This window comes from Stenotrophomonas sp. Sm10, from assembly GCF_030985515.1.
Classification (GTDB): Bacteria; Pseudomonadota; Gammaproteobacteria; order Xanthomonadales; family Xanthomonadaceae; genus Stenotrophomonas; species Stenotrophomonas hibiscicola.
Genome location: NZ_JAPTFO010000002.1, coordinates 63,353 through 77,258, shown reverse-complemented (window position 1 = coordinate 77,258; position 13,906 = coordinate 63,353). Strand labels below are relative to the sequence as shown.

The 13,906-nt window shown below is 66.0% G+C and carries 13 protein-coding genes; 7 read left to right on the top strand and 6 right to left on the bottom strand.

The genetic code is table 11. From position 1 onward, the window contains the following. Positions 1 to 183: 183 nt before the first annotated feature. The 3 genes from O0J15_RS00925 (at position 184) to O0J15_RS00915 (ending at position 5,815) form a co-directional block, all read left to right on the top strand. Entirely contained in the window at positions 184 to 2,148 is a 1,965-nt protein-coding gene (locus tag O0J15_RS00925; protein ID WP_021203105.1) for an OPT family oligopeptide transporter, read from the top strand. 207 nt (positions 2,149 to 2,355) lie between these two features. Then, a complete protein-coding gene (locus O0J15_RS00920) occupies positions 2,356 to 4,434 on the top strand; it encodes a S9 family peptidase (RefSeq protein ID WP_308304932.1) in 2,079 nt (692 codons plus the stop codon). 136 nt (positions 4,435 to 4,570) lie between these two features. Continuing rightward, positions 4,571 to 5,815 carry a DUF819 family protein gene (locus O0J15_RS00915; protein ID WP_308304931.1) on the top strand — a complete coding sequence of 415 codons (1,245 nt, stop codon included), beginning with the start codon at positions 4,571 to 4,573 and terminating at the stop codon, positions 5,813 to 5,815. Positions 5,816 to 5,901: 86 nt separating this feature from the next. Here the strand turns inward: O0J15_RS00915 and O0J15_RS00910 are convergent, their stop codons facing one another. From O0J15_RS00910 to O0J15_RS00890, 5 genes are read right to left on the bottom strand one after another with little or no spacing between them, the layout of a single operon-like run. Continuing rightward, positions 5,902 to 6,381: a hypothetical protein gene (locus tag O0J15_RS00910; protein ID WP_019659319.1), complete on the bottom strand. Its 480-nt coding sequence runs from the start codon at positions 6,379 to 6,381 to the stop codon at positions 5,902 to 5,904. A 46-nt stretch (positions 6,382 to 6,427) separates the two neighbouring features. Beyond that, positions 6,428 to 6,688, bottom strand: a complete 261-nt coding sequence (gene minE / locus O0J15_RS00905; protein ID WP_005408532.1) for a cell division topological specificity factor MinE — start codon at positions 6,686 to 6,688, stop codon at positions 6,428 to 6,430. Positions 6,689 to 6,690: 2 nt separating this feature from the next. Continuing rightward, positions 6,691 to 7,500, bottom strand: a complete 810-nt coding sequence (gene minD / locus O0J15_RS00900) for a septum site-determining protein MinD (protein WP_019659318.1) — start codon at positions 7,498 to 7,500, stop codon at positions 6,691 to 6,693. A gap of 37 nt (positions 7,501 to 7,537) precedes the next feature. Further along, positions 7,538 to 8,383: a septum site-determining protein MinC gene (minC, locus tag O0J15_RS00895; protein ID WP_308304930.1), complete on the bottom strand. Its 846-nt coding sequence runs from the start codon at positions 8,381 to 8,383 to the stop codon at positions 7,538 to 7,540. Then, entirely contained in the window at positions 8,329 to 8,925 is a 597-nt protein-coding gene (locus O0J15_RS00890; RefSeq protein ID WP_019659316.1) for a GNAT family N-acetyltransferase, read from the bottom strand. Before O0J15_RS00890 ends, minC begins: the two co-directional genes overlap by 55 nt. A 151-nt stretch (positions 8,926 to 9,076) precedes the next feature. Between O0J15_RS00890 and O0J15_RS00885 the strand changes: the two genes are divergently transcribed. The 4 genes from O0J15_RS00885 (at position 9,077) to O0J15_RS00870 (ending at position 12,704) form a co-directional block, all read left to right on the top strand. Continuing rightward, positions 9,077 to 10,279, top strand: a complete 1,203-nt coding sequence (locus tag O0J15_RS00885) for a sensor histidine kinase (protein WP_019659315.1) — start codon at positions 9,077 to 9,079, stop codon at positions 10,277 to 10,279. Next, the gene (locus O0J15_RS00880; RefSeq protein ID WP_021203109.1) at positions 10,279 to 10,920 is read left to right on the top strand and encodes a response regulator transcription factor; all 642 of its coding nucleotides are present in this window, start codon (positions 10,279 to 10,281) and stop codon (positions 10,918 to 10,920) included. The genes O0J15_RS00885 and O0J15_RS00880 overlap by 1 nt, the downstream gene beginning before the upstream one ends. A 234-nt stretch (positions 10,921 to 11,154) precedes the next feature. Beyond that, positions 11,155 to 12,228 (top strand): SRPBCC family protein, encoded by a 1,074-nt coding sequence (locus O0J15_RS00875; protein ID WP_021203110.1) that lies wholly within the window; start codon positions 11,155 to 11,157, stop codon positions 12,226 to 12,228. A gap of 104 nt (positions 12,229 to 12,332) precedes the next feature. Beyond that, positions 12,333 to 12,704 carry a DUF423 domain-containing protein gene (locus O0J15_RS00870; RefSeq protein WP_019659313.1) on the top strand — a complete coding sequence of 124 codons (372 nt, stop codon included), beginning with the start codon at positions 12,333 to 12,335 and terminating at the stop codon, positions 12,702 to 12,704. Between the two features lie 383 nt (positions 12,705 to 13,087). Here O0J15_RS00870 and O0J15_RS00865 read toward each other — a convergent pair whose 3' ends face one another. Next, positions 13,088 to 13,897, bottom strand: a complete 810-nt coding sequence (locus O0J15_RS00865) for a D-alanyl-D-alanine carboxypeptidase family protein (protein WP_308304929.1) — start codon at positions 13,895 to 13,897, stop codon at positions 13,088 to 13,090. Positions 13,898 to 13,906 lie beyond the last annotated feature (9 nt).

Genomic DNA, 13,906 nt, shown 5'->3' with positions numbered 1-13,906 from the left:
GACCCCCGCTCCGACGCACCGGTGCCCTGTGCACAACTTGGTCAAACACGACACATCTGAAGGGGCCAGGGGCCTGCTAGGGCGCAGCGCTGGGCGAGGGCTTGCCAGCCGGTACCAACCGCACTGGACTTGCCGCCCCCTGAACGCTAGCGTGGCAGGGATTTTTTGCCAGCAGGGGCTTCCATGAACCACGACGCTGCGCCCAAGCAGCTCACCTTCCGCGCAGTGGCCCTGGCCATCGTGCTGGCGGTGGTGCTGTCGGCCGCAAACGCCTACCTCGGCCTGTTCGCAGGCCTGACCATCGCCACCGCCATTCCCGCCGCGGTGATTTCCATGGGCGTGCTGCGCCTGCTGGGCGGTGGCTCCATCCTTGAAAACAACATCGTGCAGACCGGCGCTTCGGCCGGTTCGTCGATCGCCGCCGGCGTGATCTTCACCATCCCCGCGCTGGTGATCATGGGCTACTGGCCGGACTTCAAGTACTGGTGGGTGCTGGGCATCGCCGGCCTCGGCGGCCTGCTGGGCGTGCTGTTCTCGGTGCCGCTGCGCCGTTCGATGATCGTCGAAGATCCGCTGCCGTTCCCGGAAGGCAAGGCGGCGGCCGAAGTGCTCAAGGCCGGCGAGAACCCGGGCCCGGGCCTGAAGATCCTCGGCCTGTCGGCGGTGATCGGCGCCTTCGTCAAGCTGGCCGCGGAAAGCGGCATGCGCCTGATTCCAGATGCCTGGGCCACCTCGGCCTATGTCGGCAGCTCCAAGGTCACCGCCTTCATCGGTACCAACCTGTCACCGGCGTTGCTGGGCGTGGGCTACATCGTCGGCCTCAACGTCGGCATCGTGGTGGTGTCCGGTTCGATCCTGACCTGGCACATCGCCATCCCGATCTACCAGGCGTTCTTCATGAACACCGATCCGGCGCTGGCCGCGTCGGTTGCCGCGGCTTCGTCCACCGAGGCGGCGTTCGCCATCTGGGGCGCGAAGATGCGCTACCTGGGTGTCGGCGCGATGCTGATCGGTGGCATCTGGACCCTGATCTCGCTGCGCAAGTCGCTGCTCAACGGCGTCAAGAGCGGCTTTGCCGCCGCCCGCAAGAGCGGTGGCCCGGTGCTGGCGCATACCGAGCGCGACCTGCCGATGAAGTGGATGCTGGTTGCCCTGGTGGCGTTCGTGCTGCCGCTGCTGGCCCTGTACCAGGCCATCGTCGGCCAGTGGCACGTGTCGATCCCGATGACCCTCATCATGATCGTCGCCGGCTTCCTGTTCGTCTCGGTCTCCGCCTACCTGGCCGGCCTGATCGGTTCGTCCAACAACCCGGTCTCGGGCATCACCATCTCCACCATCCTGTTCGCCTCGGCCGTGCTGGTCGTGCTGCTGGGCGCTGACGGCCTCAAGCCGGTCGGTGCCGGCGGGGCGCCGCTGGGCGCGGTGGCCGCGATCATGATCGGTGCGGTGGTGTGCTGTGCCGCTGCGGTCGGTGGTGACAACCTGCAGGACCTCAAGGCCGGTTACATCGTCGGTGCCACCCCGTGGAAGCAGCAGCTGATGCTGGGCATCGGTGCGTTCTCGTGCGCGCTGATCATGGCCCCGGTACTGAACCTGCTGGCCACTGCCTACGGCATCGGCGTGAAGTCCGAGCTGCACCCGAACGCGCTGGCTGCGCCGCAGGCCAACCTGATGGCCTCGGTGGCCAAGGGCCTGTTCGGTGGTGAACTGCCGTGGACCTTCATCGGCATCGGTGCTGTGGTCGGCGCTGCCATCATCGCCTTCGACAGCTGGCTGAAGTCCCGCAACGCGCGCTTCCGCGTGCCGGTGCTGGCCGCCGCCATCGGCATCTACCTGCCGCTGGAACTGATGGTGCCGATCTTCCTCGGCGGCCTGATCGCCCATCTGGTCGAGCGCTTCCACAGGGTGCGCGCCGATGACGAAGAAGGCCGCGACCGCGTGCACAAGCCGGGCGTGCTGTTTGCCGCCGGCCTGATCACCGGTGAGGCACTGATGGGCATCGCCATCGCGATTCCGATCGTGGTCAGCAGCCGCGCCGATGTGCTGGCAGTGCCGTTCCACCTGCCGGGCGCACAGTGGATCGGCCTGGCCGTGCTGTTCCTGGTCGGCTGGCTGATCTACCGCACCGGCAAGTACGCCAAGGCGTAAGGGACGGGTAGTGCCGACCGCTGGCCGGCAATCCCGGAATCCCGTGATACCCCTGGTTGCCGCCCCCCCCCCGGCAGTACCGCAAACCCCGCTTCGGCGGGGTTTGCTGTTTATGGCGATTGCCCGCCTGCAGCCATGACCGATGGCCTTGGCAGCCCCGGCCATGCGGGCCTACCATCGGTTTTTTGCCGTCCTGCGGAGACCCCGATGAAACTGCGTCATGCCCTGCTGCCACTGAGCCTGCTGGCCGCCCTGCCCAGTGTTGCCGCTGCCCGTGGCCTGGAAGTCCGCGACATGGTGGCGATGGACCGCGTTTCCGCGCCGGTGCTGACCGCAGACGGTGGCACCGTGGTGTTCGCCAAGCGCAGCGTGGACGCCAACCTGAAGGCCTCCACCGCGCTGTTCGCGCGCAACCTGCGCACCCGCGACGCAGCGCCGCCGAAGCAGATCACCCCGGCCGGCTGGAACGTCAATTCCGCCTCGCTGTCGGCCGATGGCCAGACGTTGTATTTCCTGAGCGCCAAAAACGGCAGCCAGCAGCTGTACGCGCAGCCCATCAACGGCGGTACTCCGCGCCAGCTGACCGACTTCCCGGTCGACGTGGACAGCTACCACGTGTCGCCGCAGGACGACCGCGTGTTGTTCAGCGCCGGCGTGTTCCAGGCCTGCGCCTCGGACCTGGCCTGCACCGAGAAGAAGCTGAAGGAAAAGAAGGACGCCAAGGCCAGCGGCCAGGTATGGGATTCGCTGTTCGTGCGCCACTGGGACACCTGGAACGACGGCCGCCGCAACACCCTGTTCGTCGCTCCGCTGCCTGCGGCCAAGGCCGGTGCAGTCAAGGGCGCCTCGGCACTGAGCGCGACCATCGATGGTGATGCGCCGTCCAAGCCGTTCGGCGGCAATGATGACTTCGCGTGGTCGCCGGATGGCGCCAGCGTAGTGGCCAGCATCCGTGTGGCCGGCAAGCACGAACCGTGGTCGACCAACTTCGATCTGTACCGCTTCGACGCCGCGGGCAAGCAGGCGCCGGTCAACCTGACCGCCTCCAACCCGGCCTGGGATGCCGGCCCGGTGTTCAGCGCCGACGGCAAGACGCTGTTCTATCGTGCGATGAAGCGCCCGGGCTTCGAGGCCGACCGCTTCGGCCTGATGGCGATGGACCTGGCCAGCGGCAAGACCCGCGAGATCGCGCCGCAGTGGGACCGTTCGGCGGGCGGCATCACCCTGTCCGCCGACGGCGCCAGCATCTACACCACCGCCGACGACCTCGGCGAGCATCCGCTGTTCCAGATCGACGTGGCCAGCGGCAAGGCCACCAAGCTGGTTGGCGACGGCAGCGTGACCTCGGTCGATGTGGCCGGCAACAGCGTGGCGATCACCCGCAACAGCCTGAAGAGCAACGACCAGGTGCTGGTAGGACTGCTGCCGGCCGCAGGCCAGCCGATCGGCGAACTGCGCGCGCTGACCCCGGCTGCTGGCGACGTACTCAAGGACGTGTCCTTCGGCGACTACGAACAGTTCGAGTTCAAGGGCTGGAACAACGACACCGTGCATGGCTACGTGGTCAAGCCGCACAACTATCAGGAAGGCAAGTCCTACCCGGTGGCGTTCCTGATCCATGGCGGCCCGCAGGGCAGCTTCGGCAATGGCTGGAGCTACCGCTGGAATCCGCAGACCTATGCGGGCCAGGGCTACGCGGTGGTGATGATCGACTTCCACGGCTCCACCGGCTACGGCCAGGCGTTCACCGATGCGATCAGCCAGCACTGGGGCGACCGCCCGCTGGAAGACCTGCAGAAGGGCTGGGACGCGGCACTGAAGAAGTATTCCTTCCTCAACAGTGACAAGGCCTGTGCGCTGGGCGCCAGCTACGGCGGCTTCATGGTCAACTGGATCGCCGGCAACTGGAACAGCCCGTTCAAGTGCCTGGTCAACCACGACGGCGTGTTCGACCAGCGCATGATGGGCTACGCCACCGAAGAACTGTGGTTCACCGAGTGGGAGCAGGGCGGCACGCCGTACCAGAAGGCCGCGAACTACGAGAAGTTCAACCCGGTCAACCACGTGGCGGACTGGAAGAAGCCGATCCTGGTCATCCACGGCCAGCAGGACTTCCGCATCCCGGTCGAGCAGGGCCTGGCCGCGTTCACCGCCGCCCAGCGCCAGGGCATCGAATCGAAGTTCCTGTACTTCCCGGATGAAAACCACTGGGTGCTCAAGCCGAACAACAGCATCCTGTGGCATGACACCGTCAATGCCTGGCTGAAGCAGCACATCGGCAACTGATGGTTGCGGCGCCGCTCTCCGGGGCGGCGCTTCTGTTTCACCATCTGCTTTACCGGTGGGTGCCGACCGTTGGTCGGCACACCTTATCTGCCGCCAACAGCAGCCGGCCAGCGGCCGGCTCTACCAGAGCGCCTGCATGCCTTCGACTGCCCTGATCCAGAACGACATCGTCGTCTTCGGTTTGATCGCCGCCACGCTCGGCGCCGTTTTCTGGACCGCCTCGCGCGAGCAGGGCCTGTGGAAACGCTTCTACACCTTCGTGCCGGCGCTGCTGCTGTGCTACCTGATTCCCGGCATCTACAACACCGTCGGCCTGATCGACGGGCAGAACACCCGGCTCTACAACCCGATCGCACGCGACATCCTGCTGCCGGCGGCGCTGATCCTGCTGACCCTGGCGGTGGACATCAAGGGCATCCTGCGGCTGGGCCCGAAGCTGGTGCTGATGTACCTGGGGGCATCGGCCAGCATCATGCTCGGGGCGGTCGTGGCCTTCCTGCTGATGCGCGCCGTGCATCCGGAAACCGTGGCCGGTGACACCTGGGCCGGCATGGCTGCGTTGGCCGGCAGCTGGATCGGTGGTGGCGCCAACATGCTGGCGATGCGCGAAGTGTTCGACGTCAACGCGACCACCTTCGGCCAGTTCGCCGTGGTCGACGTGGGTGTCGGCTATGTGTGGATGGCGGCGCTGATCTTCCTCGCCGGTCGTGCGGCGAAGATCGATGCACGCAGTGGCGCCGATACCTCGGCCATCGATGAACTGAAGGAGCGCATCGCGCGCTTCCAGGCCGAGCATGAGCGCATTCCCAGCCTCACCGATCTGATGCTGATCGCGGCCGTGGCCTTCGGTGGCGTCGGACTGGCACACGCGATCGGTGCGCCCTTGGCGGCGTGGTTCAAGGCAAATGTCAGCTGGGCCGCGCAGTTCAGCCTGGACGCACCGTTCGTGTGGGTGGTGGTGCTGTCGACCACGCTGGGCCTGAGCCTGAGTTTCACCCGCGCACGCAACCTGGAAGGCGCGGGTGCCTCGCGTCTGGGTTCGTTGCTGCTGTACTTCCTGATCGCCTGCATCGGCATGCAGATGGATCTGCTGGCGTTGCTGGACCGCCCGTGGCTGTTCCTGCTCGGCCTGATCTGGATCGCCGTGCACATCGTGCTGCTGTGGTGCCTAGGCAAGCTGCTGAAGGTGCCGTTCTTCTATTTCGCCATCGGTTCGCAGTCGAACATCGGTGGCCCGGCCTCGGCGCCGGTGGTGGCCGCCGCGTTCCATCCGGCGCTGGCGCCGGTGGGCGTGCTGCTGGGCACGATGGGCTATGCGACCGGCACGTACCTGGCCTACATCGTCGGTATTACCCTGCGCGCGCTGGCCGGGCAGGGCTGATGGGGTGGTGCCGGCCGCTGGCCGGCAACCTCATGAACCCGTGAAGCATCACCTGGTTGCCGGCCAGCGGCCGGCACTACCGAGCGTTACGCCACCGGCAACCCGCGTTCGATCAACCACGCCTTCGCGTCTTCGGCGTCCTGTTCGAACCATGCCTGTGTAGACCCCAGCCGATACGTGTACCCCCAGGCGTCCATGTCGGCCATCAACCGCGCGCTGCCAACACCCGGCAGCTGCCCGGCCAGCACGATCTGCAGGTAGCAGGTGGCATCTTCCTCGGCCACCGAGTCGGTGGCGTCGGTATGCACCTGCGCACGCCGCTCCGGCGGCAGCACGATCAGGTGGCAGGCTTCGTGCAGCATCGAATGCACGGGCGTGTCGTCGCGCACGTACACGTTGCTGGCGATGATGCCGGCCTCTGGCTCGCCCCAGTAACTGCCGGGAATCGGTTCGCCGGGCGCCACGTGGTGCAGCCGCAGGCCATGCGCGGCGAGCAGGCGCTGCGCGTCGGCGAAGGCGATGTCGCCCACGCAGGTGATGCCCACGGTGGTTGTCGTATCGGTCATGCAGGTCACGCAGCCCCGCCCATGCAGGCACGGGCGGGGCGGGGGATCAGGGTTTGTCCGGGCCTTCAGGCAGCGCCACGGAGATGTCCAGCACGTCGTGCTGGCCATCCTTCACCAGGTCGACCTTCACCGCATCGACGTCGATGTTCACGTACTTCTTGATCACTTCCAGCAACTCGCGCTGCAGCAGGGGCAGGTAGTCCGGGCCACCGCGGTGGCTGCGTTCCTGCGCGATGATGATCTGCAGGCGGTTCTTTGCGGTTTCGGCGGTGGTCTTCTTCGCTTTGAGGAAATCGAACAGGCCCATGCTTACCCTCCGAACAGCTTGCTGAAGAAGCCCTTCTTCTCCACGGTGGTGAAGCGCATCGGCCGCTCCTCGCCAAGGATGCGCGCAACGGCGTCCTCATAGGCCTGGCCGGCTGCGGATTCGACATCCAGGATGACCGGCTCGCCCTTGTTGGAGGCATTGAGCACGTCACCCGACTCGGGGATCACGCCGATCGCCTTCAGCCCCAGCACTTCCTCGACGTCGGCAATGCTGAGCATCTCGCCGGTTTCCACGCGCAGCGGGGTATAGCGGGTCAGCAGCAGGAACGCGGGCACATTCTGCCCGGATTCGGCCTTGTGGGTCTTCGAATCCAGCAGCCCGATGATGCGGTCGGAGTCGCGCACGGAGGACACTTCCGGGTTCACCACCACCACGGCGCGGTCGGCGAAGTACATCGCCAGGAAGGCACCCTTTTCGATACCCGCCGGCGAGTCGCAGATGATGTAGTCGAAGCCGTCGGCGGCCAGGTCCTTCAGAACCTTGCCCACGCCTTCCTGGGTCAGTGCGTCCTTGTCGCGGGTCTGCGAGGCGGCCAGCACGTACAGGTTGTCGAAGCGCTTGTCCTTGATCAGGGCCTGTTTGAGGGTGGCTTCGCCGTGCACGACGTTGACGAAGTCGTACACCACGCGGCGTTCGCAGCCCATGATCAGGTCGAGGTTGCGCAGGCCGACGTCGAAGTCGATCACCGCCACCTTCTTGCCGCGCCTCGCCAGGCCACAGGCCAGGCTCGCGCTGGAAGTGGTCTTGCCCACGCCGCCCTTGCCGGAGGTGACTACGATGATTTCAGCCAAAGGACTTCTCCTGGTTCTGCATTAGTTTGGAGCTGCGTCAGTCCAGCGCAGCGATCTTGACCTGGTCCTGTTCCAGCCATACCTGCACGGCCTTGCCGCGCAGGTTGTCCGGGACATCGTCCAGTACCTTGTAGTGGCCTGCAATGGCCACCAGTTCCGCATGGAAATCACGGCAGAAGATGCGTGCCGCGGTGTTGCCCTGCGCCCCTGCCAGCGCGCGGCCGCGCAGGGTGCCGTAGATATGGATGCTGCCGTCGGCGATGACTTCGGCGCCGGCGCCGACGGTAGCCATCACGGTGAGGTCGCAGTTTTCAGCGTACAGCTGCTGGCCCGAGCGTACGTTGCCCAGCTGCATGCGGCCCGGCTGCGGTGCCGCAGCGCCGGCAACCCTGACTGTCGGCGCGGCCGGCGCCGGCTTCGGTTCGGCGCGCGCTGCGCGCCGCGGTTCCGGAGCGGGCGGGGGCGGGGGCGGCTCGGCCTCGGCTCGCTCGTACTGGGCGCGGAACTTGGCCAGCAGCGGCAGTCCGAGCTGCTGCGAGAGCAGGTCGACCGCGCTGGTGCCATAGGCCAGCGCCACCGGCAGCACGCCGGCGCTGCGCAGGCCATCGACCAGCGCTTGCGCCGTGGCCACGTCCGGTACCTGGCTCAGGCCGCCGAAGTCGAGGATCACCGCGGCGCGGCCGAACAGCTTCGGCGCCCGGGTAACGCGTTCGCGCATTTCCTGCACGAGGCGTTCGACGTCAAGCGTACGGATGCGCAGGTTGGCGATGCCCACCTGGCCGATCTTCAGTTCACCGGCCTGTTCGTAATCGAAATTCACCGCCACGCTCAGGTCCCCGTCGGCCGCTGTGCCTGCGCCGGCAGCTGCCGGGCACGTGTCCATGCCACATCCGGCAGCTTGCCGCCGTAGGTCTCCTTCACCCACGGGTAGCTGCACAGTTCCTTGGCCAGCATGCTGGCGCGCACATCGACCTGCGGCATGGTGTTCTGGCCCAGCTCGCGGAAGCCGAAGCTGCCGTGGAAGAGCAGGGCGGCATCGGCGCCATGGTCGAGGAAGACCTCGCAGGTCATCTGCGGGTAGCGCAGCTCGGCGAAGCTCTGCGCATCGGCATAGAACGCGCGACCGACGCCACCACCACGACGGCGGCTGGCAACCACGATGCGGTCGATATAGAAGAACGGGGCGTCCAGCTGCTGCTTGAACCAGGCAAAGTTGCTGCTGTCGTGCTGGCTGTCGCTGCCGAAGCCGATCAGGAAGCCGGCAAGGTTGCCGTCGCGCTCGGCGACGCGGAAATACTCAGCGGTTTCATAGAACAGGCGCAGGCGGGCCGCATCCAGGGGAAGGATGGCCAGGCCAGCGTTGTTGTTCAAAGCCAGGACGGAATCGAGCTCGTGCTCGCGCACGTCGCGGATGACAATCGACATTGTGACTCCGTGGGGTAACGCGGTTGGTCCGTCAGGGGACCCTGCGCACGATTATTGCATGCCCGGGGTGGGCTGCGGCATGAACAGGGGGGCGCGGATGCATGACTTCCGTGGGAGTGCGCGACGCAGGCCGGGCCCGTAGAGTGCTGGCATGTTGGGAGTCCTCAGCCATACCCGCGTTCTCCGTCTGGCCGGCCTGTTCACCTGGGTCATGGTCGGCCTTCCATTGGCGTATTCGCAGTTCGAGAACCTGCACAGCCGCAGCGATATGGGCGGCTGGGCGATCCTGCTGTTTGTCGCCTACCTGTCCTTCGGCGCGGCGTACTATTGGCTGACCCGCCTGCTGCGCAGCGACAGCGGCAGCCACACCAGCTGGCTGGACCGCGGCCTGCTGCTCCTGCTGACGGTCTCGGCGCTGGGCGTCAGTTTCCTCAGCGGCTCGGGCCTTGGCAGCATCCTGATGATGGTGGCTGCCGGCGTCATTCCGTGGATGCTTTCGGTACGCCTGTGCGTGCTGTGGCTGCTGGTCAGCCAGCTGGCGGTGGCGCCGGTCTATTACCTGCTGCTGCGCTTCCCGCTGTTCGAAGCGGTGATGCAGTCGTTGCTGTATGGCGGCTTTTCCATGTTCATCTTCGTGACCAGCCTTGTTGCGAGACAGCAGACCGAGGCCCGCGACGAACAGCGCAGGCTCAATTCAGAGCTGCGCGCCACCCGTGCCCTCCTGGCCGAGAGCGCCCGCGTCAACGAGCGCACCCGTATTTCGCGGGAGCTGCATGACCTTCTGGGGCATCAGCTGACCGCGCTGACCCTGAACCTGGAAGTGGCAGGCCACCTGGCCGAAGGCCAGGCGCTGGACCACGTGAAGCGCTCGCATGCCCTGGCCAAGCTGCTGCTGGGCAACGTGCGCGAGGTGGTCAGCCAGCTGCGCGAGACCGGTGCCATCGATCTGGCCGCGGCGCTGCGCCCGCTGACCGAGAACGTGCCCTCGCTGGACATCCAGCTGGACATCGAGGATCCACTGAACGTGGAGGACCCGCAGCGGGCCCACGTGCTGCTGCGGTGTACCCAGGAGATCATCACCAACGCGGTGCGCCATGCCGGTGCCCGCCACCTGTGGATCAAGGTGTACCGTGAAGCCCCCGACCAGGTGGTGGTGGAGGCCCGCGACGACGGCGTCGGCGCGGATACGGTCAATGTGGGCAATGGCTTGCGCGGCATGCGCGAGCGACTGCAACAATGTGGCGGCCAGCTGCAGGTCGAGACCCGGCCCGGTGAAGGCTTCCGGCTGCGGGCGACGGTACCGGCAACGGTGCTGGTGGCCGCCCTTACCAAGGTTCCTGAAGGAGTGCGTTGATGATTCGCGTCTGCCTGGTCGACGACCAAACCCTGGTGCGGCAGGGAATCCGCTCCCTGCTGGCGCTCGACGACGGCATCGAGGTGGTGGCCGAGGCCGGCGACGGCCGCCAGGCGGTGGAGCTGATACCGCAGGTGCGACCGGACGTGGTGCTGATGGACATGCGCATGCCGGTGATGTCCGGGCTGGAGGCGCTGCAGGTCCTGTCGCGTCAGGACCTGCTGCCGCCGACCATCATCCTCACCACTTTCGACGATGACCAGCTGGTGCTGGCCGGGCTTAAGGCCGGCGCCAAGGGTTACCTGCTCAAGGACGTGACCCTGGCACAGCTGGTCGGTGCCATCCGCACCGTGGCCGACGGCGGTTCGCTGGTGCAGCCGGCCGTGACCCAGCGGCTGCTGTCCGGCCTGGAGCACATGCGCAACGAGTTTGTCAGCCTGGACCGTCCGGACCCGTTGACCGACCGCGAGACCGAGATCCTGCGCCTCATGGCCAGCGGCTTCTCCAACAAGGAGATTGCCAATTCGCTGGGGGTGGCCGAAGGCACCATCAAGAACCACGTGTCCAACATCCTTTCCAAGCTGGGCGTGCGCGACCGTACCCGCGCCGTATTGAAGGCGTTCGAGCTGCAGCTGGTGTGAAGAAATTCTTTTCAGGACAATGACTTGAGGTCCATTCATGGCCCTCCGGCGGGGTTGCCCCCTACTTCAGGGGCGTCGGTATGCGGTACCCTTCGATTTCTTTGTCCATACAAATACGCAGCCGGCACGGAAACCGGTGCGCCAATCCCGATAAACAATGCCCGCGAAGCCTGCTAGGATTGGCGCTTCGCTTCAATCAACCCGGCCGTGGGATCGGCCCCGGAGACTCTCTGAATGACCCGTATTATCGAGTTCCTGATCGCCTTGGGGATCGTGGCTGGCCTGTTCGTCATCATTGGCGTATGTCTGCCGGGCGAGCGTCACATCACCGAAAGCATCGAGACCAACCGCAAGATGACGATCGTGTACGACACGGTCAGCAGCCTGCGCCGCTTCAAGGACTGGAACCCGCTGGTACTGCGCGATCCCGCCGTTGAACTGAAGCTGTCCGGCCCGGCCTCCGGCGTCGGTGCCACCCTCGACTTCACCTCCAAGGACCTGGGCACCGGTTCCTGGAAGATCACCGAAGCCGAAGAGAACAAGCGTGTTGCGATCGCCATTGATGACGCCACCAAGGGTCACGACAAGATCACCACCTTCACCCTGGAGCCGACCGGCAAGGGTGGCCGTAACGTCAAGATCACCCAGGACTACTCGGTGAAGTACGGCTTCGACCTGTTCGGCCGTTATGCCGGCCTGTATGTCAGCCGCCAGATCGGCGACGACATCAAGATGGGCCTGTCGCGCATGGCCAACATGCTGGCCACCGTCCCGAACGTCGACTACCGCACGCCGGAAGCCCCGCTGACCGATCTGGGCATCGTCGATGTGCCGGCTGAGGACCTGCTGGTCGTCAACGCCGGTAACGTGGACCGCGGTCAGGACACGATCACCAAGTCCATCAAGGACAACCAGGAGTGGATCAAGCGCGTGATGGAGGCCAATGGCCTTGAAGCCGCCGGTCCGTTCCGCATCATCACCACCGACTTCGGCCAGGAGAAGTACGCCTTCGACATCGCCCAGCCGGTGAAGAAGAAGGGTGCTGAAGGTGCCACCGCTGAAGAGCTGACCGTCAAGATCGACGGCGGCGCGCCGGTCAAGTACGTGCATGTGGCTCCGCACCGTTCGGCGCATGCGGCCTACACCGGCCACATGGCGGGTCTTGACGTGGCCCGCAACGGCCTGCGTGCCTGGGCGGTGACCTCCGGCAACGAAGTGATCGACCGTCCGTACGAAACCTGGAAGGACGGCATCGACAAGTCGTTCACCCCGGAAGGTACCTACGACATCTACTGGGCCGTCAAGTAAGCTTCGGCTGACCCATGTAGTGCTGGACACGAAAACGCGCCGCTCATTGCGGCGCGTTTTTTTTTCATCTGGCGCCCGGCAAGGGCGCTGCGCAAGGAGCCCACATGTTCAATCTCGAACGTCGCGCACGTAAGCCTTCGCTGCTGGCCTGCCTGGGGGCACTGCTGGCCGCCGCCTCGATCGGCCTGTCCGCCTATGCATCGCATGGCGTGGCTGATCCGCTGGCGCAGCAGCATCTGAACATGGCGGCGCTGTATGCGTTCGCGCACGGTGCGGTGCTGGTGGCGCTGGGGCCGCGCGCGCAGGGAGCGATCGCGCACCTTGCGCTGTACGTGCTGCTGCTGGGTGTGCTGTTGTTTTCCGGCAGCCTGGTGGGTGGTGCGCTGTGGCAGTGGCCGACGCGGATGGCACCGATCGGTGGCACCAGCATGATGGCCGGATGGGTGTTGCTGGCGATCAATGCGTTGAGGCGGTAACTGAGTCGACGTTGTCGCTTCGATCCATGCAGATGCGATCTGCACCGTTCATGGGCGTTACTTTTCTTTTCGCGCGAAAAGAAAAGTAACCAAAAGAAACGCGCCGCCGGCCACGAGCCGGTGCTGCGCACCGGTCCCCTGCGCTCCTCGGCGCATCGAGGGGCGGTGCGGAGAGCAGCCGAGCATGGCTCGGCTCTACAGAATCGCAAGCACCTCTTCGCCCTCGCCGGACCTGCGGTGCTCGGCTCGCTTGAAGGCGGACCCAACAGCCGCGCGCTGATCCGTTGTAGTGGCTTCGAGCGAAGCGACCGGCTTTTGTCTTTGCTGTCTTGTTCCATCGCGCGGCCATGCGCTGACCGCTCCAGGCTTTCGCCACGAGGGGCTCAGCCGTTGGCCGGTCTCCAGCACCAGTGCCAGGGTTCGTAGACGATGCCGTGCGGGTTGTCGCGTGGGTAACTCAGATGGAAGCCATGCCCGCCGGCATGCACCTGCAGCCAGGCGAACGCGTCGGTGGCTTCGAACGATTCTTCGGCCGGCGCATCGCCAGGTGTGCCGATGTCCAGCGCGTAGCCGCTGTGGTGTTCGCTGAAACCCGGGGCGGCATTGACCTTCAGGATCTCTGCCACGCTCAAGCCGCGCGCCAGCTTCCGCTCGAAGATGCCCAACTGGTAGGCATGGCTGCGGAAGCCGGAGATGGCGTCCAGCGCAATTCCATCCTGTGCCGCGTGCAGTCGCATCCGCCGCCAGCCCTGCGCGGCGGCACGGTGCAGCCACAACGGGCGGGCGAAGCGGTCGCGGCCGGCGAAGTGCAGCAGGCAGGGTTCGGGTTCGAGCGGCAGCCCGCTGTCGCCGGCATAGCGCTGTGCATCCAGGCCAAGCTGCTGCAGGCGCTGCTGCAGGCCTGCCAGTGGCAACCACTGATCCTCCAGCACGGCGCCGAACGGACGCGCCGCTGCTGCATCCAGCAGCGCCAATGCGTCCTCCACCCCTGGCTCGTGTGCCAGGCGCGGCACCATGGCATGAACCCCGCGCGCCAGTACCGCCGCGAGGTAGCGGCCATCGCGCTTGCGCCGCAGCACCCGGTGTGCCTGCGACAGCAGGCGTGCATCCAGGTTGCTGCGTGCACGCAGCAGGTGCGCGGGCCACAGCTCGATGGCCTCGGTGTTGATCAGCAGGGGGGCGCGTCGTTGCATCTCAGCAGC

Coding starts and splice junctions, on each gene's coding strand:
- O0J15_RS00885 (WP_019659315.1), top strand. CDS start 9,077: ATGTTGGGAGTCCTCAGCCATACCCGCGTTCTCCGTCTGGCCGGCCTG.
- minC (WP_308304930.1), bottom strand. CDS start 8,383: ATGGACACGTGCCCGGCAGCTGCCGGCGCAGGCACAGCGGCCGACGGG.
- O0J15_RS00865 (WP_308304929.1), bottom strand. CDS start 13,897: ATGCAACGACGCGCCCCCCTGCTGATCAACACCGAGGCCATCGAGCTG.
- O0J15_RS00880 (WP_021203109.1), top strand. CDS start 10,279: ATGATTCGCGTCTGCCTGGTCGACGACCAAACCCTGGTGCGGCAGGGA.
- O0J15_RS00875 (WP_021203110.1), top strand. CDS start 11,155: ATGACCCGTATTATCGAGTTCCTGATCGCCTTGGGGATCGTGGCTGGC.
- O0J15_RS00925 (WP_021203105.1), top strand. CDS start 184: ATGAACCACGACGCTGCGCCCAAGCAGCTCACCTTCCGCGCAGTGGCC.
- minE (WP_005408532.1), bottom strand. CDS start 6,688: ATGGGCCTGTTCGATTTCCTCAAAGCGAAGAAGACCACCGCCGAAACC.
- O0J15_RS00920 (WP_308304932.1), top strand. CDS start 2,356: ATGAAACTGCGTCATGCCCTGCTGCCACTGAGCCTGCTGGCCGCCCTG.
- O0J15_RS00870 (WP_019659313.1), top strand. CDS start 12,333: ATGTTCAATCTCGAACGTCGCGCACGTAAGCCTTCGCTGCTGGCCTGC.
- O0J15_RS00910 (WP_019659319.1), bottom strand. CDS start 6,381: ATGACCGATACGACAACCACCGTGGGCATCACCTGCGTGGGCGACATC.
- O0J15_RS00890 (WP_019659316.1), bottom strand. CDS start 8,925: ATGTCGATTGTCATCCGCGACGTGCGCGAGCACGAGCTCGATTCCGTC.
- O0J15_RS00915 (WP_308304931.1), top strand. CDS start 4,571: ATGCCTTCGACTGCCCTGATCCAGAACGACATCGTCGTCTTCGGTTTG.